This is a genomic window from Vibrio sp. E150_011 (genome assembly GCF_053544015.1).
The window spans coordinates 153280-174554 of the sequence record NZ_JBHFOL010000009.1 but is presented as its reverse complement, the minus strand read 5'-3'; the positions used below and the strand labels follow the sequence as shown (position 1 = coordinate 174554).

At 42.2% G+C, this 21275-nt stretch carries 15 protein-coding genes; 3 read left to right on the top strand and 12 right to left on the bottom strand.

The features are described 5' to 3' along the window. Positions 1-418: 418 nt before the first annotated feature. The gene (locus tag ACE1OE_RS15280) at positions 419-670 is read left to right on the top strand and encodes a hypothetical protein (RefSeq protein ID WP_102467770.1); all 252 of its coding nucleotides are present in this window, start codon (positions 419-421) and stop codon (positions 668-670) included. A gap of 34 nt (positions 671-704) precedes the next feature. On the opposite strand, the gene ACE1OE_RS15275 is transcribed toward ACE1OE_RS15280, so the two are convergent. Beyond that, on the bottom strand, positions 705-1016 hold the full coding sequence (locus ACE1OE_RS15275; protein WP_102467771.1) for a DUF3634 family protein: 312 nt from the start codon (positions 1014-1016) through the stop codon (positions 705-707). 16 nt (positions 1017-1032) lie between these two features. Beyond that, positions 1033-1485, bottom strand: a complete 453-nt coding sequence (gene matP, locus ACE1OE_RS15270; RefSeq protein ID WP_102467772.1) for a macrodomain Ter protein MatP — start codon at positions 1483-1485, stop codon at positions 1033-1035. Between the two features lie 171 nt (positions 1486-1656). Between matP and ACE1OE_RS15265 the strand changes: the two genes are divergently transcribed. After that, on the top strand, positions 1657-3294 hold the full coding sequence (locus tag ACE1OE_RS15265) for a S16 family serine protease (RefSeq protein WP_449211562.1): 1638 nt from the start codon (positions 1657-1659) through the stop codon (positions 3292-3294). A gap of 71 nt (positions 3295-3365) precedes the next feature. Further along, positions 3366-3884 carry a bifunctional 3-hydroxydecanoyl-ACP dehydratase/trans-2-decenoyl-ACP isomerase gene (gene fabA / locus ACE1OE_RS15260; RefSeq protein WP_102467774.1) on the top strand — a complete coding sequence of 173 codons (519 nt, stop codon included), beginning with the start codon at positions 3366-3368 and terminating at the stop codon, positions 3882-3884. Positions 3885-4009: 125 nt separating this feature from the next. On the opposite strand, the gene rmf is transcribed toward fabA, so the two are convergent. The 10 genes from rmf to pepN all read right to left on the bottom strand — a co-directional run bounded on the left by rmf (position 4010) and on the right by pepN (position 21237). Then, positions 4010-4183 carry a ribosome modulation factor gene (gene rmf, locus ACE1OE_RS15255; RefSeq protein WP_102467775.1) on the bottom strand — a complete coding sequence of 58 codons (174 nt, stop codon included), beginning with the start codon at positions 4181-4183 and terminating at the stop codon, positions 4010-4012. Positions 4184-4350: 167 nt separating this feature from the next. After that, complete coding sequence (locus ACE1OE_RS15250) at positions 4351-6324, bottom strand: DUF3466 family protein (RefSeq protein WP_449211561.1); 1974 nt, start codon at positions 6322-6324, stop codon at positions 4351-4353. A gap of 5 nt (positions 6325-6329) precedes the next feature. Beyond that, on the bottom strand, positions 6330-8252 hold the full coding sequence (locus ACE1OE_RS15245; RefSeq protein ID WP_372062750.1) for an ABC transporter ATP-binding protein: 1923 nt from the start codon (positions 8250-8252) through the stop codon (positions 6330-6332). Beyond that, a complete protein-coding gene (locus ACE1OE_RS15240; protein WP_102467778.1) occupies positions 8230-8481 on the bottom strand; it encodes a glutaredoxin family protein in 252 nt (83 codons plus the stop codon). The genes ACE1OE_RS15245 and ACE1OE_RS15240 overlap by 23 nt, the downstream gene beginning before the upstream one ends. A gap of 8 nt (positions 8482-8489) precedes the next feature. Next, positions 8490-10613, bottom strand: a complete 2124-nt coding sequence (rlmKL, locus tag ACE1OE_RS15235) for a bifunctional 23S rRNA (guanine(2069)-N(7))-methyltransferase RlmK/23S rRNA (guanine(2445)-N(2))-methyltransferase RlmL (RefSeq protein WP_449211560.1) — start codon at positions 10611-10613, stop codon at positions 8490-8492. A 538-nt stretch (positions 10614-11151) separates the two neighbouring features. Further along, a complete protein-coding gene (locus ACE1OE_RS15230; protein WP_449211559.1) occupies positions 11152-11697 on the bottom strand; it encodes a cell division protein ZapC in 546 nt (181 codons plus the stop codon). 205 nt (positions 11698-11902) lie between these two features. Beyond that, entirely contained in the window at positions 11903-12913 is a 1011-nt protein-coding gene (pyrD, locus tag ACE1OE_RS15225; RefSeq protein WP_449211558.1) for a quinone-dependent dihydroorotate dehydrogenase, read from the bottom strand. Positions 12914-13165: 252 nt separating this feature from the next. After that, a complete protein-coding gene (locus ACE1OE_RS15220) occupies positions 13166-18004 on the bottom strand; it encodes an NAD-glutamate dehydrogenase (protein WP_449211557.1) in 4839 nt (1612 codons plus the stop codon). Between the two features lie 155 nt (positions 18005-18159). Next, a complete protein-coding gene (locus tag ACE1OE_RS15215; RefSeq protein WP_277869435.1) occupies positions 18160-18384 on the bottom strand; it encodes a DUF2835 domain-containing protein in 225 nt (74 codons plus the stop codon). A 243-nt stretch (positions 18385-18627) separates the two neighbouring features. Then, on the bottom strand, positions 18628-21237 hold the full coding sequence (gene pepN / locus ACE1OE_RS15210; RefSeq protein WP_449211556.1) for an aminopeptidase N: 2610 nt from the start codon (positions 21235-21237) through the stop codon (positions 18628-18630). Positions 21238-21275: the final 38 nt, after the last annotated feature.

Here is a 21275-nt window from a genome sequence, read left to right as displayed (position 1 = left end):
GAGAGTAAGCGATTATCTGACCACCATTGCTGTCATCAAGCCCAACGAAATGACGGTATAATAATTTTTAATAGTAAATTAGTTATAGTGCATTACATCTTTATCGAAATAATATTTGCAACGGAAATTAATATAAGTAAACCATAGTCTACCCTGTCTATTATAGGTCACCATTATAAGTCGAACGCGTGCAATTAATATTCACAAAACCAGTAAATTCCTTGATATCATAACTGTAATTAAATTTAATATTTATACTTAACTGCATATAAATAAAACCTGCCAATGAGTTTATGTTTTTAGTTATTTTTATTCGCTTTTATTAACAAATACTATTTACAGCGTGATTATTTTGATTATTCTATAAATGAACGGTCGGACAGAGACCGAATAACTAAATATAGAAAAGGAACATTCTATGACACTACCTCTGATGTGGTTTGAAACAAGTTATACACGAATTAAAAAGTGGGATACCGAAGGGCTTTCTCTGTTAGAAGCAGAATCAGCACTAGACACCTATTTAACAGACAACAACCCTATTTCACTTGAAATGGCGGACTACGTTGCAGAAAACTGGACTTGTAGGCGAATACAAATGCTGGATGCAGATGCTCGTCGTACGCTAATGAGGATATGGGATGAACGCGAAATCGCAGCACAGACGTAAAGCGACTCGTAGAGCTAATCAAGGTAGATCTTTACTACCTTGATTTCTTTTGCCCTTTTGATTTAAAGTTCTGGTATGGAAATACATTCCTGATTCTTTGCTGACTTTTCTTATTAATTGATTTTGTGAATTTTAATAGCATGCCAGAACGTGTTTGGTATACTTTCAATATTCCCGTGATATGATCACGTTCAGATATATCTTTAAGGTTATGATGGAATGAAGGTGGTATATGCCCTTTTATTTTCAATAGCTTTCCATCTGATATTTGAACGGTGAGTACTGGTCGGTCTATTGCAACCAACCAAAATACTAATAGCGCACCAAGTAAAATAACATACAACATGTACAAGCCTCCTTATTTACTCATCATCAAGTAGTTTACTTAAATCTTCCTTCAAACTACTCACTGTTTGTGTTGCTTTCTCGCTTCGAGATGCTTCACTCAACAAGTACTCAATAGCTTCAGAAAGCGTGCATCCAAGCTCATTTGCTCTATGAGACAACTTTTCCCAAACACGAAAATCCAAATCAATGGACTTCTTTTTGGTGTGGATCTGCTCAGCATTATAATGACGTTTTCTTTTCGCTCTAATGGCCTGCTTCAGCTTGTTATCAACATCGGATGACATATGCTGACCAATCCAATCCAACACAAGTGTTGGTTCATTTTCAATGGCTTTTAACTGTGAAATCGCCGCATCAATTTCACTCGTATCGACATATCGTGTGATGTTTTCTCCGTCTCGATACTTTTTTGACAAATATTGCCATTTCCAACCACACTCTAAGTTTTCAAGTTGTTGGTATTTCATTACATTTGCCTCTGCGTTGATTAGCGTGACAGCGTAACCCAGTTAGCATGACTTCTCAATCTTTCCTAGTTCAAAGTGAGAATCTAATCTCGTTGATTTACGTCCAATTGACTAACTTTAGTTATCAAATCGTTGTATACTCCATGCAAATCTAAACTAAGTCCCCAAACAATGAATCAAGTCCTTTGGCAAGATGTCTGCCCGCAATATGATGAGTTTCAAACCGCGTTAGATAATGTTTTAAACATTGCTCCAAAATCCTTATTCGACCTGCAACCTAGGTTGAGACAAACTGTACAATATTTCGCCTCAAGTGCTTGCTTCTCTAAGGTGTTAGTCATTAAAGATGGTGGCAGTTTAGCTTATCGTAAGCTCATTGCAGATGAACTACGTAGCTTGGGAGAACACGTCATTGTCGCCCAGGATGCACGTTCAGAAATACTGTTTGATCGATATGACATCGCCGACGGTTTAACACAGACGAAACAAGGCCTAATTCACCAATCGAATAATGGTATTTTGTTAGCTTCTGCCAACACGGTTTTATCTTCTGTGATTAGCTGGAGTAATACAAAGGCATTGCTCCAGGGCGCGCAACTTGAAGCAACACCCATCAATGCTCTAAACAGCCAAATTGAACAACCGATTTATTCATCCGACTTCAAACTAATTATCATCGGAGATAGAGACCAACTCGCCGATTTTGATTACCTTGAAGCCGAATATCGCTCAGGATTCATGCAGTACACGGAGCTGGAAAGTGATTTCAAAGTCAACACAGACTCTATCGAACTTTACCTTGGCTTTGTGAAACAATTAGTCACCAATAATCTTGGTGATTACCGCTTAGATACATCCGCTTATCTCCGATTGCTGCAAGCAGGTGCTCGCGAAACTGAAGACAAACAATATGTCCCCCTTTCTCTTGATTGGCATCTTGCTGTTTTGGGAGAAGCGTCATCGTATTGCTCTAACCAAATGATTTCTGCAGGTCATATTGAGTCTGCAATTGTTGCAAAGCGCTATCGTGAGGCTTATTTGCCAACACGTGCGGTAGACGACATCCTAGAAGGACAAGTCGTTATCGAGACGCTAGGTGAACAAGTCGGCCAAGTTAATGGCCTTACTGTTATCGATATGCCTGGCCACCCACTCTCTTATGGTGAACCCGCTCGTATCTCTTGTGTTGTCCACTTTGGAGATGGCGACATTGCAGATGTCGAACGGAAAGTTGACTTAGGTGGTAACATCCACGCCAAAGGCATGATGATCATGCAAGCGTTTGTGAGTTCAGAATTAAACTTAGATGCTCCGCTACCCTATTCTGCTTCTATTGTGTTCGAACAATCGTATTGTGAAGTTGATGGTGATAGCGCTTCTCTTGCAGAGTTATGTTCGTTAGTCAGCGCATTGTCCGGTTATGCGATTGACCAACAAATCGCGGTCACGGGCGCTGTTGACCAATTCGGTCGAGTACAAGCCGTTGGCGGTTTAAACGAAAAAGTAGAAGGTTTTTACAGTGTCTGTAAGCACCAAGGATTTACAGGCCAACATGGTGTTATTTTACCCAAAACCAATGTACAGCATCTTGCGTTAAGTACAGAGGTTGTTGAAAGTATTAAAAATGGTCAATTCCACATCTGGGCGGTTTCCCATGTGGATGAAGTGATTCCATTACTTCTTGGCAAGCCATTTAAAAGTGAATCAGAAGAAAGTGTCTTAAGTAAGATTGCCGAGCGTATTGAAAACTTCGAGAAACTCGAACTTCCTGAAACCATGTTAGAAAAGATTAAAAACTGGTTCATTTAGTTGTGGTCGGAGTTGTTTAGCTTACACGTGTTCTCTAAGATGCTTATATTAAAATTTGGAGTAATTTAAAAATGCAAAACCGACGTGATTCGTATACTCGTGAAGATCTTTTAGCCTCTAGCCGTGGTGAGTTGTTTGGTGAAGGTTACCCTCAGTTACCTGCTCCAAATATGTTAATGATGGACCGCGTCACTAGAATGTCAGAAACTGAAGGTGACTATGGTAAAGGCCTTGTTGTTGCAGAATTAGATATCACACCTGATCTATGGTTTTTTGATTGCCACTTTATCGGCGACCCTGTCATGCCAGGTTGCTTGGGCTTAGATGCGATGTGGCAACTTGTTGGATTTTATCTTGGCTGGGTTGGTGGCGAAGGTAAAGGTCGTGCACTTGGTGTGGGCGAACTTAAGTTTATGGGACAAGTTTTGCCAACTGCCAAAAAAGTCACCTACGAACTTCATCTAAAACGTGTCGTGAATCGAAAACTCGTAATGGGCATCGCTGACGGCCGTGTACTTGTGGACGGTAAAGAGATTTACGTAGCGAAAGATTTGAAAGTTGGTTTGTTTAAAGACACGTCTAGCTTCTAATTGATGGGTTATTAAAAACGGCTGTATTGGCCGTTTTATTTTAACCAAACGAATTAAGTTATAGTGCATTAGAACCATAACAAAAAGGCCTCCGCTGAGACCTTCATGTTTTAATTCTACTCCGACTATTTGAAAAGTCCTGAATGTCTATCATCCCGCGCATCGCGCCACCCGCCAAGCCAATATGACTTCGCATCCATTTGTTGATATGGACAGGTTTCCATAGATTTACCGTTCGCCCCCGCTTTGTATCCTTGGGATTGAGCTCGATCTAAACGGTCACGCTTTTGTCTCTTCATAGTGCGGTCCTCGCTATACAAGACCAACTGTGTGTTAGCCTTCTAGTATTAAAGATTGGTGGAGTTTTTTTGACTCCCTAGTAATAATTGTCTACTTTCCACCAGAACTCAAGGTGTAAAAAAGCCCAGACTTACAGAAGTAAACCTGGGCTGATCATTAGACGACTTTACTTGTTACGGCGTAACCCCAAGAAGCCTAAGAAAATCATTGCGATCCAACCTAAGCTGCCACCTTTACGTTCAACAGGCACAGAATCTAAGGAGCGAGTTACAATTGAGCGGTCTGCTGCATTTGCGATCGGGATCAACTTCACCGCGACGACTTTTTCTCGCGTTTGACCATTACCACAATAAGAGTTATGGCCTGTCGAATCATAACCAGGTTCACACTTAAGCGCGGTAGCGGCAATCACGCCATCATCATTGATATCAGCGGCATCAATAATACGGTACTTATTGTTCGATGCACTGTCCGCTCCACCATTAGTCAAATCATCAAGCAACCAAGGTTTGTCTTGGAATACAGCGCGACGGTTTGCATCAGTTCCCGTTGCATTGTAAGGGTAAATAAATCCACGTTGACGACGCTTTTTACCGTAGAACTCCGTCGCTTGTTCAGCATCGACGGCACCGACAATTTCGTTGAAGTTATTGATTGCGCCAGTCTTACCGCCGACACCACGGAAAAAGATACCACTATTACCATTCAGTTCGTCGAAGTACTGGGCCGATGCACCGCCGCTACTGTTCACTTGAGATAGGAACATTCGATTTGCCGCTGCGCCGTTTTCACGCTTATCGCCACGTCGCTTCGCTTCGCCAATTAACACTAACTGTTCATTGATGTCGGTAGCGACTGAGTTGCTGTAAATGAAATCATCGCCGTCTTTAATCGTCGAACGACTGATCCGAGATGGTGACCAAGCATTACCATCCATTATCGGTGTATCGTTTGGTCTAAACACAGTAGCCTCAACGAAAACATTACTTCCGTCTTGATAACTGTTTAAACCAACGAGTACTGGTTTGCCGTTAAAAACGTTAGGGTTTTTACTAACAACCGCACCACGAACACTGCCTTGCATGGCTTTTTTATCGACGTTTCGCGAGGTACCATTATTCCAACCTGATATTGCAGTTACGGCACTGCCATCTGAAGACCAAACGGCCGCTTTGGACGCAAACGCAAAATTTTGACACTCACGTTTTGCTGCTGGGTCATCGCCTGAAAGGCAGTTATTTAGGTCGCCTCCCCAGTTTTTATTGTCATCGTTATAATCGAATGGACCTACTGCGGCACTACCGACATAATAAGTACTACCGCTATCTGTAAATGAATCCCAGGCCATTGTGCGGCCCATTTGAGTCGTAATCTGCTTTTCTTGATCACTACCACTATCGGCAATAGGTAAAAGCATCGTCGTATTTGTACCATCAAATACGTAACCACGTTGTCTATAGGCAGTGGCCAACTTGCCTGAATCCAGCTTAAAGTAACCTGAACTGGTCGTGCCTATTGTCTTTTCAGCATCAAGGTTATTGATAACAATATTTGCTGAGTTAGCTTCTGCTACTTGAATATCACCAGGTTTATATATTGACGTTGGATCGACAGATAGTTTCTCTACAGCGCTTGTTTCATTGCCGGAGAAGGCTTGGGCATTAGACTTATACTCACTTGCATTATAAGCGTCTCTTTCACGCTTTAATCCACCAATCGAACTAAAACTGTGCCACATTTTATCGGTCCAAGCCGGGTCACAAGTCTGGTAACCCAATTCAGAACGACAATAATCTCGATTTCGATTCCAATCCGTATAATAAAAGCTAACATCAAGGTTATGTGGAATTTCATCCCTATAAGAAAACCCTTCTGACCCATTTCTTGAGTCACCATAAAGCGTATAATCCGGACAGCTGCGACCGTCATCAAAACAGCCCATCGGCGATGAAGAGAGATCGTCGGTTGTTTTCGCTATTGCTGAGCCATAAAACTCAGTGTAAGTCGCGTCATAGATACCATCACTTTGAATGCTGGCGGTTGGATCAACTTCTACTACTTTGTATAAAGCGGCATGTGCGGTGGTTGCAGCGAATACGCTTGCAGCGATCATTGAAATTTTAAATTGTTTACAACTCATCTAGGCTAACTTTCCTGTTGCATTGCTTCAAGCTCTTCCCATCGCTCGAAAGCAACGTCCAACTCCTGCTCTTTAGCAGAAAGCTTATCTAATACGGGTTGAGTTTCCTCAACGGGTTTTGAGAAAAACTCGGCGTCGTTCACCACTTCTTGTAGCGTACCAAGTTCATCTTCTAACTGCTCGAGTAGTGCGGGTAACGCTTCTAGCTCTCTCAGCAGTTTATACGACAATTTTTTCGGTTTGGAGTTCACCGCTGTTGGGTTCTTTTTCGTTTCAACTGGCGATTTTTCTGTCACCTTGACAACATCAACACCACGTCGGGCATCTTTGACCTGCAAACGTTGCTGCTGAGCATCATGATAACCGCCTACAAACTCTTCAATAACCCCTTCACCTTCAAAAATCCAGCTCGTCGTCACAGTATTATCAACAAATTGACGATCGTGACTAACTAACAGCATTGTTCCTTGATAATTACCGAGTAAATCTTCGAGCAATTCGAGCGTTTCAATATCTAGATCGTTCGTTGGTTCATCGAGAATTAATAAATTATTAGGCTTTAGGAAGAGTCTAGCCAATAGCAAACGGTTTTTCTCGCCACCAGAAAGTGCTTTAACCGGTGTACGTGCTCGTTTTGGCGCAAACAAAAAGTCTTGAAGATAACTCAACGCATGTCTTTGACGGCCACCAACCGTGACTTCCTGTTTACCATCGGCGAGGTTATCGATGACGGTTTTTTCCGGATCGAGTGCCTCTCGATATTGGTCAAAGTAAGCTACCTCTAATTTGGTACCACACTTCAATTTTCCAGAAGACGGTTGCAACTTATCAAGCAGCAACTTGATTAGAGTACTTTTGCCACAACCATTTGGGCCAATCAAAGCAATTCGATCGCCTCTCATAATATTGAAAGAGAAATCTTTAACGATCGTCTTTCCTTCAATATCGTAATTTAGCCCTTCTGCTTCAAAGACAATTTTTCCTGAACGCGTGCTGTCATCAACGTTAAGATTCACTTTACCTTGAACCTCACGACGATCGCTTCTCTCTTCCCGAAGCTTTTTAAGTGCGCGAACACGGCCTTCATTTCTGGTGCGACGGGCTTTAATACCTTGTCGAATCCATACTTCTTCTTGTGCTAATTTTTTATCAAACTCTGCATTTTGCATCTCTTCGATACGCAGGTTTTCTTCTTTTTCAATCAGGTATTGATCATAATTACCCGGATATGAGACTAACTGGCCTCGATCTAAATCAACAATACGTGTCGCCATCGAACTAATGAAGGCGCGATCGTGCGAAATAAAGATAATAGAACCGCGGAAATCTTTTAAAAACGTTTCAAGCCATTCAATCGTCGCGACGTCTAGATGGTTGGTTGGCTCATCGAGTAATAGAACGTCAGGGTCACACACCAGTGCACGTGCCAGTGCGGCTTTGCGTTGCCAACCGCCCGACAGATCGGTAAGCAGCGTGGCTCCGTCGAGTTTTAATGCGGCAAGAATATTTTTGATTCTGTCTTCAAAACGCCAAGCCCCAAGAACCTCAAGGTTTTCCTGAACGCGAGCAAGCTTGTTAATGTTTTTTTCGCTTGGATCATGCATCATCAGATCGAGTAATGCATGATACTCCTTGAGAACTTGACCTACCTCTGCAAGCCCTTCTGCCACGTAATCTTCGACCGTGCCTTCTTGGTTGCGGGGTGGATCTTGCTCAAGACGAGAAACGACCACATCTTGTGTAATTTGCAGTTTGCCGTCGTCCATAATGATTTCACCGGCAATGACTTTCATTAATGTCGACTTACCGGCACCGTTACGGCCAACTAAACACACACGTTCATTTTCTTGAAGTGCAAAATCTGATTTGTCTAGCAAAGGATGATCACCAAATGCTAGTTGTCCATTATGAATGGTAAGTAATGCCATTGAGGTTCAACCATTGTTGTAATTGATAAATATCGAAGGGCCAATTTAGCTCTGAAGTATTTGTCGCGACCACAGGTATAGTGACACCGTAACGCTCAAATAAATCGTCGTTGAATGCTATATCAATTGTTTCGAATTGTAGAGAAAGCCCTACGCTATGAAGCAGTTCGGATGCCATCTCACAGAGATGGCATCCTTCCGTACTGTATAAAATCAGTTCCTTTGTCATTAAATCATTTAGCTCTTGTGAGTAATCAGCCAGCAGTTATGAATATGCTTATTGCGGGCAAAATCAAGCGGTAAGGTTTTATCTGAAATGTTCTTCGCGACAAGCCCTACTTGAGCAAGTGCATCATGGTCCATCTTGAACAAACGCTTGTTATTGGAAAAAACAATCGTTCCGTCTTCTCTGAGCAAACGTTTAAGATTTTCCATCAGCATGACGTGATCACGTTGAACATCAAATGATTGAGACATGCGTTTTGAATTAGAAAATGTTGGCGGGTCAATAAAGATTAAATCGTAGTCCGTATTTTCATTCTCTAGCCATTGCAAGCAATCCGCTTGAATAAATTTATGCTGCCCACCCACTTGGTTGTTAAGCTGCATGTTCTCTTTAGCCCACTCTAGATAAGTGTTGGACATATCGACTGTTGTGGTGGATTTTGCACCACCAACTGCTGCATGTACGGAAGCAGAGCCGGTATAAGCGAACAGATTTAGAAAGTCTTTCCCTGCAGCCATTTGACCTAATTTACGACGAGTAATTTTATGGTCAAGAAACAGCCCAGTATCAAGATAATCATGAAGATTAACAATCAACTTAGCGCCGTATTCATTAACTTCCATGCGATCAGATTTCGTTGCTAATCGATTGTACTGAGATGAACCTTTCTTCTTCTCACGAACCTTAATCACAACGTTATTCGTCTCAATACCGGTCACGTTAATGCTGGCGCGAATAATTTCCGTCAAGCGACGTTTTGTCTTCTCTTCTGGAATGTCTTTAGGTGCGGCATATTCTTGAATGACAAGATGGTCTTGATACACGTCAATGGCGACATTGTACTCAGGAAGATCGGCGTCATAAATACGATAACAATCCAACTCCTCACGCTTAGCCCACTTGGCTATCTTCGCAAGGTTCTTTTTAAGTCGGTTGGTAAAATCAGGGGCAATGACTTGGTCAGTGCGTTTTTCGGCAAGTTCACCTGCAGAGCGTCCAGATATTGAGTAATTTTTCTGGTGACACGGTAACGCACCATTATTCAACTTAAATTGTTTGTCAGCACGCATACGTAAACAACTTAACAGATCATCTGAACTTGAAAATATAGAAGCCTTACAGCCACCAAATTCGATTTTTAATTGATTACCAAACTCAGTATATAATGCGATTAGACCAGGTTCGGTCCCTAGTCGCTCACCATAAGGGGGGTTACAAATAATCACGCCATCGCCAAACCCTTCTGGTTTGGTCAATTTACTCGCATCACCCACTGCAAACGTAATCAGGTCTTCAACACCAGCACGGCGTGCATTGTCTTTTGCCGTTTGTATTACTCGAGGGTCGTTATCAAACCCCCAAAACCGGCTGTCAGTTTTCTTGACACCGCGTCGACCTTGCACGCTGGCTTCCGATTTAATCTCTGCCCACAGCTCAGGTTGGAAGTCTTCATAGGCTTCCAAACACCAACTTTTGCGCTTAACGCTTGGCGCCATATTGGCCGCAACCATCGCGGCTTCAATCAATAACGTTCCAGAACCACACATAGGATCTAATAAGTTACCACCAGGCGTCCAACCGCTTCTAGCTACAATAGCGGATGCTAAAGTTTCACGTAATGGTGCACGACCCGCTTCGGTACGGTACCCACGTTGATGTAAACCGGAACCAACCATATCAAGGCCTAATATCGCTTTCTCTTTATGTAAACGTACGTGAATACGCACATCCGGGTTTTCTTTACTGATATTTGGACGTGGTAGGCTCTTTTTAGTGAAACAATCAACAATTGCATCTTTTACTTTCATCGCGCCGTATTGGCTATTGCGAATTTCATTGTTAGTGCCGTTAAAATCCACAATGAATTTTTTAGAACTATGAAAATGGTTAACCCAATTAACTGCAGACGCAGACAGGTACAAATCCATATCATCTTGACAGGTGAACTCAGCGAGAATCTTAACGAAGCGAGAAGCATATCGGCTCCACAGGCAAAGACGATAGATCTGCTCATTAGTTGCTTTAAATTTCACCCCTGCCTGGACGGGATTGACGGTTTCGATTCCAAGTTGCTCAAGCTCACGAGCAAGTAAGTTCTCAAGCCCATTTGAAGTAACGGCAAGATATTGATTCATAGTGTTTGTCTGACTGCGGAAAAATGGCACTAATTATACCTGATAAAGCCAAATCTCACTAACCAAACAAGCCGCTTTACTCATGATTACTGTTTATTTGCGCAAGCTTTAATCATATGAAAACAAACAACACTCCTCTTGATTCACTTTGCCATTTTTTAAATACAACTCATGCCCGTATCGCTTAAGGCCGAAGTGACTACTTATTCACATCAAAACTGGACTATACCAAGCAAGTATAATTAATGAAAGTTACTTACATATTAAATAAAATGAGGAATAAATGATGAAAAAATAGAGGTTTTATGATGAAAAACAGAGCGCAAACTAAGTGATATTTATCGCAATTATTTGCGGCCCTTCAAAATATGTCGTGACGGGAAAGCCCTTATGAGGGTGCTTCCATGAAAGCGATGGTATGAGGTGACGTTTTCCAAACAAAAAAAATCGACCCTAAGGTCGATTTATTATTGATGGAGCATCTTAACGTTGGAATAAAGCACCACTGCTTTTCCTCTTTGGCGTTCTCACGCCCTTGCTAGCCAACCAATGCGATTGGCTCTAGCGACGTCATGTAGAGATGTGCTGAAGCCATCCTATCATGCATCACTTTAATACTTTGACCAAACTGGACCCCTTTAGATGACGTCAGGTTAAACGCCTCTAAATCGACTAACGCGCACAAGCTCGCGCTCTCTCCCACTTCTAAGACAATAAAGAACCCCGCTGAGTGCTGGTTCGTCAATCGAACCAACTCGCCTTCTTCAGGCTCGAATACGGTATTCTGATGGTCAAAGAACCAACTCTTCGGCTGTACCGGCTTATGAAAGCGCTTGGCCGCTACACAATACAGAGCTAACTCGGCTTGTCGTGGTTCAGAAAGGTCTAATGTACTAATTTGGTCTTTATAGATTTGAAACGCGGACGCGTCATCAACTGTGAAGTTATTCTGACCCATCGCGCACTCAACTAAGAGTTTTCGGGAAAGATTGGTTTTAAAAACCATCTCATTTCCCAAATCCAGCATCAGAGAATTTTCATCCTCATCCATATACCAGATCCATGTATCGCTGGGTTTAAGCATCGTTCCGTCTCTTATAACTAAAGAATAATCAGACTGTTAGGTAAAACGCTTAATTACCTTTTTGGTCAGTTGATTCTAATTCTACAAACGATTGGATAAAAAAAAAGGGGAAAACTATTTCCCCTCTCTATGGTTATAACTTGGACAGAACTGTCAATATATGAACGTATTGCTCGTCTATAAGCGTATTAACGAGTGAAGAACATTATAAGTTCTTGACGATCTCTTTCACGAGCTTAGGTCCATGGTAAATAAAACCTGAATAGACTTGGACCAATTCAGCACCAGCCATCAGCTTTTCTTTTGCAGATACATAAGAATCGATCCCGCCAACACCAATGATCGGTAGTTTACCATCAAGATGCTTAGCCAATAAGCGCACCACTTCGGTACTGCGTGACTGAACCGGTCGTCCGCTTAGTCCACCAGCTTCATTTGCATGCTTCATACCGTCAACAATGGTACGGTCTAACGTCGTATTCGTCGCGATCACACCATCTATATTGTTGTTAATGAGTGATTCACAAATCTGTTGAAGCTCATCATCGCTAAGATCTGGAGCAATTTTCAACGCAAGTGGCACATACTTTCCATGCTTCTCGGCCAACTCGGCTTGCTTTGCTTTTAGCTCACTGAGAAGATCGTCAAGTGCTTCACCATACTGCAGCGAGCGCAGCCCTGGTGTATTTGGGGAAGAAATATTGACGGCTATGTAGCCTGCATGTTCATACACTTTTTCCATGCAAATCACATAGTCTTCAGCCCCTTTCTCAATCGGGGTGTCTTTATTCTTACCAATATTGATCCCAATAATACCGTCGTACTTCACCTTTTTAACATTCTCAACTAGGTTATCAACGCCTAAGTTATTGAATCCCATTCGGTTAATAATGCCCTCTGCTTCTACAAGACGAAAGAGGCGTGGTTTGTCATTACCCGATTGCGGACGTGGTGTAACCGTCCCTACTTCGACAAAGCCAAAACCCATGGCACCAAATGCTTCAATGCACTCGCCATTTTTATCAAGACCAGCAGCAAGTCCCACTGGATTCTTAAAAGTCAGTCCCATACATTCGACTGGACGATCAGGTAGATGTTGACGATAAGCTAAGTCAAGAGGTGTGCCGGTAAAGCGCTTGAAGTTTTGAATAGCAAGATCATGAGCCTTTTCGGCATCAAGTTGAAAAAAGCCAGTTCTGGCCAGACGGTAAAGCATGGTGCCTCCGATAGATAACCCGTGTAAACGGGGAGGTATTATTCACGCAAACGTTTAAACTTGCAATTGAGAATTCGCTTTTGTTTACCAAAAGCAATCGTTTAGGCGAATAAGCATACAATCACAGAGTGACAACGTCACCAATGACGCTAAAGTAATAAAAAACGCCCTAATTGGGCGCTTTTATTTAGGCTAAACCTAACGTTGCTAAACCTAACGTTATCTGATTAACATACTGCGTGAAGCTCTGGCTTAAGCCGTGGCCGCACAGTTTAGATTAAGTAGGCTTAATTCTCTTAATGCCACAGAGAACTTAGCAAACTCATGAACATTACCCACTTTAAATTCATTGAGTATGTTCTCCCAACGTTGAAGGCTTACTGAGTTCGTCTCCATCCAATTATCAAGTGACAGGATAACGTTTTTATCGTCACCACAACCACACCGCAGTACTTGAGCGGTGAGTTGGCGTTGTTGCCAATCGAGATCTTCTCTAAATGCCGCTCTTGCAAGTGCTTGCCAGTTATTGTCTACCGCTTGGCCATTGATTTGATTCAAGAACCAATGAAGCGACAAACGATCCCCAAGATGGAAATACAGTTTTGATACTTGCTCAACAGCAACGTTGGCTTCTGCGGCTATTTCTGAAATATCCACAGCAGACAATAGGCTTGATAAACGAGACACATAGTTTGCTAGATCTTTATCTACCCCGCTCTCGATCCACACTTGGGCTTGTATATTGTGTTCAGCGACTTCTTCATTAACTAAACAAGTTTCAAGTTTTTGTTCAATTTTAATCACATTATCGCGGTAGCGTGCGACAAGTTGTTCTACTGACTGTTTGCCAGGGCGATTACGTAATAGCCATCTTGCTAAGCGGCGTAATGTGCGGCGAACAATAAACAGTAGCTCATATTGAGCCTCAGAGGTCGCGACATTATCAAGTTTACGAATTTGCTCAAAGGTAAATGCAAAACCGTAAATCTCTCGTGACGCTGCATAGGCGTTTGCAATATCAACAATGGTTGCACCCGTCTCTTCTTGTAGACGCGTAACAAAGTTGCACCCCATTTCGTTCACCATTTGATTCGCCAATCCTGTTGCGACAATTTCTGCCTTCAATGGATGGTTAGGCATACTATCAATATAGTGACGGCGTAACAGTGATGGGAAGTATTGCACTAATTGTTGGTTGTGATACGGATCATTGGCAATTTCATCAACGGCTAATTGCTCTTTAAGGACCATTTTCCCATACGCGACAAGAACAGATAGCTCGGGACGAGTCATCCCAATGCCTTGCTTCTCTCGCTCTAGCAAATCATCATCGGCGGGAAGATACTCTAACCCACGATCTAAATAACCGGCTTTTTCTAGTGTATGAATAAACCGTATTTGCTCCTTCATAAGCGGAACGCCTTGGTATTCAGTCACTGAAATCGACTCAGCTTGGCAATATGCATCGTCAAGCACGATGTCACCAACTTCATCTTCCATTGCCTCAAGCGTCTCATTGCGCTGCTTAATCGTCAGATCACCGCTTGAGACCAGTCCATTAAGGAATATCTTAATGTTAACCTCGTTGTCTGAGCAATCTACGCCACCAACGTTATCGACAAAATCAGTATTAACTCGACCACCAGCCAACGCGTACTCAATACGGCCAAGCTGTGTCATACCAAGGTTGCCTCCTTCACCAACCACTTTAGCGCGTAAGTCACCGCCATTGATGCGAAGGACGTCGTTAGCGCGGTCTCCTACGTCGGTATGCGTCTCCGATGACGCTTTCACGTACGTGCCGATTCCACCATTCCAAAGAAGATCAACGTTCATAGAAAGTAACATCTTGATGAGATCGTTTGGCGTCACGGAACTTTTCTTCGTGCCCACCATTTTTTGGATCTCTGGCGTCAATGTGATCGACTTCGCCTTGCGTGGGAAGATCCCACCACCAGCAGAGATCAATTTAAGATCGTAATCTTCCCAACTCGAACGAGGCAGATCAAATAAACGCTTTCTCTCGATCCAGCTCGTCGCTGAGTCTGGATTTGGATCAATAAAGATGTGCATATGGTTAAACGCGGCTTGCATACGAATATGCTTGGAAAGCAACATACCGTTACCAAACACATCTCCTGCCATATCGCCTACACCAATTGCAGTAAAATCTTCACTCTGGCAATCAATTCCCATTTCGCGGAAGTGTCGCTTAACGGACTCCCATCCGCCTTTCGCTGTAATACCCATCGCTTTATGGTCATAACCGTTAGAACCACCAGACGCAAAAGCATCACCAAGCCAAAAGTTATACTCTGCTGATACAGCGTTAGCTAAGTCAGAAAATGTTGCTGTTCCTTTATCCGCTGCAACCACCAAGTATGGATCATCTTCGTCATGACGTACCACACTTTTTGGAGGAGCCACATCTCCTTCGATGATATTGTCAGACACGTCAAGTAACGCGCGAATAAACTGCTTGTAACAACGTTGACCTTCAGCAAAAATTTCATCACGCGAAGTCAGTTGTGGCTGACGCTTACAAACAAAGCCACCTTTTGCACCAACGGGCACAATCACTGTATTTTTAACTTGCTGAGCTTTTACTAAGCCTAGAATCTCGGTACGGAAATCCTCTTGTCGATCAGACCAACGTAATCCGCCACGAGCGACCTTACCGCCACGTAAATGCACACCTTCTATATCAGAGGCATACACAAAAATTTCAAATGCAGGGACAGGGGCTGGAATATCCGGGATCTTAGACGGCTGCAGTTTCAGCGATAACCAAGGCTTATTAAGTCCTTTATCATCTTTTTGATAATAATTGGTACGCAAGGTCGCTGAAATCATTTCGACGTATCGTCTAATAATACGATCATCGTCAAGACTCTCAACCTTATCCAATTGAGTCTCTATTTTATCAACAATTCGTTGCTGGCCTTTCTTGCTGCCCTTCAACGATGGCATGAATCGTTGAGAAAACAATTCAACCAAGTCTTTAGCAAGCTCTGGATAATGGTTTAAGGTATCCTCGATGTAGTGCTGGCTAAATGGAAAACCGACTTGCCTCATATAACGCGCATATGCTCTTAGGATAGAAACCTCACGTCCCGTTAAACCAGAGCCAAGTACCAAACGGTTAAACCCATCACTTTCTAGATCCCCCGCCCATATTGATGCAAAAGCTTGTTGGAATCGATCGCGGGCTTCACGAAGATCTACCACAGTTTCGCTCTTATGGAGCATGGAGAAATCAAGGATCCAATAGCTACCGCCATCGTTTTTAATGACTTCGTACGGCGATTCACCGATTACTCTCAAGCCAAGGTTTTCAAGCATCGGCATCACATCAGAAAGATGTATTGGTTCATCTTGATGATATAACTTAAGCTTTACTTCTTTTGAATCGGCCGCAGCTTCTTGAGGTCGATAAAACAACATCCCTAACTTGTTACTTTCGCTCAATGCTTCAAGGCGCTCGATGTCGGCGACTGCCGAGGTTGGCATCATGTCTTCTTTGTAAGAGCGAGGGAAAGCTCGAGAATATACCTTAGAAAGCGGTAATCCCTTACTCTCACCAAAGTTAGCCACGATCGCTTCTGATAAACGATCATCCCATGACGCCGATACTTCCATCAAATTCTGTTCTATCGCTTTTACATCCACATCCATATTGTTGTTATCAACCCTTACTATATAGTGTGTTCTGGCCAGAGGGCTTTCAGAAAAATAGGTCGTAAATTCAACTTCTTGCTCGCAGCCAAAGTAACTTTTTAAGATCCGTTGCGTATCTTTACGAAGCTGGGTGTTATAACGGTCTTTGCTTACATAGACCATACAACTAAAGAAGCGACCAAAAGGATCTCGACGCACAAACAAACGGATCAGGTCTCGATCCTGCATTTGCACTACACCCATTCCAATCTCAAGTAATTCTTCTTCTTTGGCCTGAAGCAGTTCATCACGGGGATAGTTTTCAAGAATGTTTCGCAGCGCTTTATAAGAATAGGATCCATTGCGATAACCGCTTGAATCAAGAATTCTATCCATCTTTTCACGGATCAATGGAATCGTTGAAACACTCTGGTTATAAACGGCAGATGTATAAAGTCCAGTAAAGCGATGTTCACCGATCACCTTCCCGTGCTTATCAAATTTCTTGATACCAATGTAATCGGTATACGCAGGTCTATGTATACGACTCGCTTTATTACCCTTGGTTAAGATCAGTAAGAAAGGCTTTTTTGCTTCTAGTCGAGCTGAGTCAGAAAAATCTGAGATTTTAACGGCGCGGACTCGTTGCTCATTAGAAAACAGGCCAAGTCCTCTTTCTTCCGTTGGCTTAAGAATTGAGTCGCCATCTACTTGGACTAAGTCAAATTCTTTGTAACCCATGAAAGTAAAGTTGTGGTCTCCTAACCATTCCAAAAACGCCATCGTTTCATCAAATCTGTCATCTTCAGTCGGTAACATCGATTTATTCTTAAGCAGATCTTGAGTGATTTCCTTAAGTTTATTCGACATCGGCTCCCAACCATTAACCACTAAACTCGTATCTTCGAAAATAGTGACCAGCTCATCTTTGAGCGATGTCATTTCTTGCTTGTCGTTAAGTCGGTCGACTTCAATGTGGAAAATAGACTGCAAATGCCCTTTCTTTTCATTGACCGAAGTGATCTGCCCGTTACTGTTCCTCTCAAATTGAGTCGGTCCATGTAGAGTAATATGACAGGTCAAATCAAGTCGGTTTAAAGCCATCTTAACGGAATCAACAAGAAACGGAGAATCAGGGACCGCAATTTCAACAATAGTGTGTGTCGATTGCCATCCATGTTTACTTACAGACGGATTGAAAACTCGAACTGAGATTTCATCGTGTTTCTTTTCGTTCAGGTGGTGCCATAAACTAATCACGGCACCATACAGGTCAGATTCATTTCGTTGTAACAAATCATCAGGGGAAACATTTGAAAAGATATGCTTGGCGAGTTTGGTCACTAGAGGTTGATTCGAACCCTCAAGTTTCGACTCAATCAATTTGTACACTTTCTCCAGAAGAACCGGAACAACGGGTTCGCGCGTGGTCATGATAACGCTCCACTTTTCTATTTTTATGGGGGATAAGGCTGCTTTTATTGTAAAAGCTTTATTGATAAAGAGTTAATAAAATTTAGCAGTAGTAGGAGAGAAAAGTTTGATATTGTGACTAATGTACTTATTTATATCGCTAGCAAACGTACTAATTACAGTGAATCTAACCGTAAAAATTTATTGTTGTGGTCAGTTGTCAACCTAAAACGACCTTTTATACCCAATTGTGTTAAATACGCTCGAAATCTGACCGCCGGTAATTGTAACCGTAGGCCACAATCTGTTTGAACCATAATGCTCGAAGCATGCCCGGAATAATGAGAAACAAACGCTTGGTAACTCAAGTTCATCGAAAAAAAATACTTTTTGGTGACCAATTTTTACCTCTCGCATAAATGCTGTATATAAAAACAGTATCAAAATTGACTAAATAATAGGGTTGGTTGTTAAAAAATGCAGAAATTCGTTCAATTTTGTTCATTAAATAGACAATAATAGAACATTGAACGACAAGCCAAATAGAACTGTATATAAAAACAGTACTTTCGACTTGTCGTTGCCTTGTGCACTTATTGTTAACTAAAAAAACAAATTATTTATTCGATTCACGTCACCGGCGTCTAGGCTTCTAAGGCCTTAGTGACTTTTTCAAATAGATCATTCGCAAGGTTATCTAGTGCTTTCAGCTTTTCTAATTCCACGACAATCAAGGCTTGTCGGGCTGCATCGTATTTCTTAAATTTCAGCAAGGGATCAATCAATCTTGACGCAACTTGAGGGTTCGATTCATTTAGTTGCTTTAGAATCTCGCCTGCAAACTGGTAACCACAACCCGAAATATCATGGAAACGACGTGGGTTCATATTTAGAAACGAACCGACCAAACTTCGTATACGATTTGGATTATTGAGGCTAAACGCAGAGTGAGACATACAAGCTTTTACGTTATCAAGCGCATCTTCACTTGGGTTAGAACCTTGTAATACAAACCATTTGTCCATCACTAGCCCATCATGACTCCACTTATGACTGTAGTCATCCATCAAGGTTTGCCTTACCGAAAGAGATGCACTATTCGCTGCAGCCATTGCGGCCATCGTATCAGTCATGTTATTGGCAGCTTGAAATTGTTCATGAACCAGGCCTTCATACTCATCGAGTGTCGCTAAGTACTGTAGGCAAAGATTTCTGAGTGCACGCTTGGCAATAGCCTCGTGCTTAATGGTATAAGCTTCTTGACGAAGAGAATGATATGTCGCAGAGAGTTCATCTTTCAATTCGAAGGCTAAAATCGACTTAAGCCCTTTTAACGCGTCGCACACTGCATCAACAGGCACCGTATCGTACCAACCAGCAACCTCATTAAAGCTTGGTAGTGATAAAACTTCAGCGATAAATGCCGGATCAAGCTGATCATTTAAGATCACACCGCGAAAAGCATCTACAACAAGATCGGGTAAGGCAATTGATTGTTGATTAACGATAGACTCGACATTTGACTTAACGTACTTGGCCAAAAGCATTTGTCCGGCATCCCACTTCGCAAAGTCATTTTGTGCGTGAACCATCAGAAATGCCAATTGTTCATCTGAGTAATCGAATTGTAATTTTACTGGTGCCGAAAACTCCCTCAACATGGACGGGATGGGTTGAGATGTAATATTTTCGAATACATACGTTTGCTGTGCTTGTGTCAAGTTCAAGACGTTATCAGTCAACTCACCGTTACAGCGTAACTCAAGAATATTTCCTGACTTATCATACAGTTCTACATCGAATGGGATATGAAGCGCGTGCTTCTCTGCTTGATCTTGAGTCGAAGGTGTCACTTGAGTTAACGTCAATGAATAGGTGTTTGTGTTAGCATCAAAATGATCGGTAGCCGTGACACATGGTGTCCCCGATTGGCTATACCATAATCGGAACTGCTTAAGATCAACACCAGAAGCCTCTTCCATTGCACAAACAAAATCTTCACATGTTGCTGCGGTGCCATCATGTCGTTCAAAATATAGCTTCATTCCCGCTTGGAATTTTTGTTCCCCAAGTAGCGTGTGCATCATTCGAATAACTTCGCTCCCCTTTTCATACACGGTAAGCGTATAGAAATTATTCATCTCTATCACTTTTTCCGGACGAATCGGATGAGACATTGGACTTGCGTCTTCAGCAAATTGCGGGCCACGAATAATGCGGACGTTATTAATCCGATTAACAGAACGAGAACCTAAGTCAGACGAAAACTCCTGATCTCGAAAAACCGTAAGCCCTTCTTTCAAACTTAGTTGAAACCAATCTCGACAAGTAACACGGTTACCCGTCCAGTTATGGAAATATTCGTGACCAATGACAGCTTCAATTCCCAAGTAGTCTGTATCCGTTGCCGTATTTTCATTCGCTAATACAAATTTTGAATTGAAAACATTTAATCCTTTGTTTTCCATCGCGCCCATGTTGAAAAAATCAACAGCAACAATCATATAGATATCGAGGTCATACTCTAAACCAAATCGCTGTTCATCCCACTTCATTGAATTGATCAACGACACCATTGCGTGGTTCGCTCGGTCAAGGTTTCCCTTATCGACAAAAATTTCTAAAACCACATTTCTACCAGACTGAGTAGAATAGTTATCACGAAGCACATCAAAATCACCCGCCACTAGAGCAAATAAGTAACAAGGCTTTGGATGTGGATCTTGCCACACGACATAGTGCCGATCTTCTGATATTTGGCCTTCTTCAATTTTATTACCGTTACTTAATAAATACGGGAAGGCAGCTTGGTCAGCAATAACTTTAGTGGTGTAAGTAGCAAGTACGTCCGGTCGGTCAAGAAAATACGTGATGCGCCTAAAACCTTCCGCTTCACACTGAGTGCAATATGCACCATCAGAAAGGTAAAGCCCCTCAAGAGCCGTGTTAGTAACAGGAGAAATCTTGTTTTCAATTCTAAGTTCGAATTCAGTAGGTAAATTGTTGAGCTCTAACCCAGAGTTAAGTATTTGGTAATCTTTCCAATCTTGATTGTTCACTTGTACTGAGACTAACTCAATACCTTCCCCATCGAGAACAAGTGTGCTCGACTCTACGTTCTGCTTAACTTGAGATATTGCAGTTACGATCGTGTTTTGTTCATGGAGGTCAAAAGTGAGATTAACATCTGAGATAATATGAGAAGGCGATTGATAATCGCTACGGTACTTGGCTTTAGGTGCTGACTCAGTCATCCTTTAGTCCTTATAAATTATTGTTAGCATTTTTGCTT

Bases quoted from the DNA above. Each gene is read 5' to 3' on its own strand.
- ACE1OE_RS15280 (WP_102467770.1), top strand. From the start codon at position 419: ATGACACTACCTCTGATGTGGTTTGAAACAAGTTATACACGAATTAAA.
- ACE1OE_RS15275 (WP_102467771.1), bottom strand. From the start codon at position 1,016: ATGTTGTATGTTATTTTACTTGGTGCGCTATTAGTATTTTGGTTGGTT.
- matP (WP_102467772.1), bottom strand. From the start codon at position 1,485: ATGAAATACCAACAACTTGAAAACTTAGAGTGTGGTTGGAAATGGCAA.
- ACE1OE_RS15265 (WP_449211562.1), top strand. From the start codon at position 1,657: ATGAATCAAGTCCTTTGGCAAGATGTCTGCCCGCAATATGATGAGTTT.
- fabA (WP_102467774.1), top strand. From the start codon at position 3,366: ATGCAAAACCGACGTGATTCGTATACTCGTGAAGATCTTTTAGCCTCT.
- rmf (WP_102467775.1), bottom strand. From the start codon at position 4,183: ATGAAGAGACAAAAGCGTGACCGTTTAGATCGAGCTCAATCCCAAGGA.
- ACE1OE_RS15250 (WP_449211561.1), bottom strand. From the start codon at position 6,324: ATGAGTTGTAAACAATTTAAAATTTCAATGATCGCTGCAAGCGTATTC.
- ACE1OE_RS15245 (WP_372062750.1), bottom strand. From the start codon at position 8,252: ATGGCATTACTTACCATTCATAATGGACAACTAGCATTTGGTGATCAT.
- ACE1OE_RS15240 (WP_102467778.1), bottom strand. From the start codon at position 8,481: ATGACAAAGGAACTGATTTTATACAGTACGGAAGGATGCCATCTCTGT.
- rlmKL (WP_449211560.1), bottom strand. From the start codon at position 10,613: ATGAATCAATATCTTGCCGTTACTTCAAATGGGCTTGAGAACTTACTT.
- ACE1OE_RS15230 (WP_449211559.1), bottom strand. From the start codon at position 11,697: ATGCTTAAACCCAGCGATACATGGATCTGGTATATGGATGAGGATGAA.
- pyrD (WP_449211558.1), bottom strand. From the start codon at position 12,913: ATGCTTTACCGTCTGGCCAGAACTGGCTTTTTTCAACTTGATGCCGAA.
- ACE1OE_RS15220 (WP_449211557.1), bottom strand. From the start codon at position 18,004: ATGACCACGCGCGAACCCGTTGTTCCGGTTCTTCTGGAGAAAGTGTAC.
- pepN (WP_449211556.1), bottom strand. From the start codon at position 21,237: ATGACTGAGTCAGCACCTAAAGCCAAGTACCGTAGCGATTATCAATCG.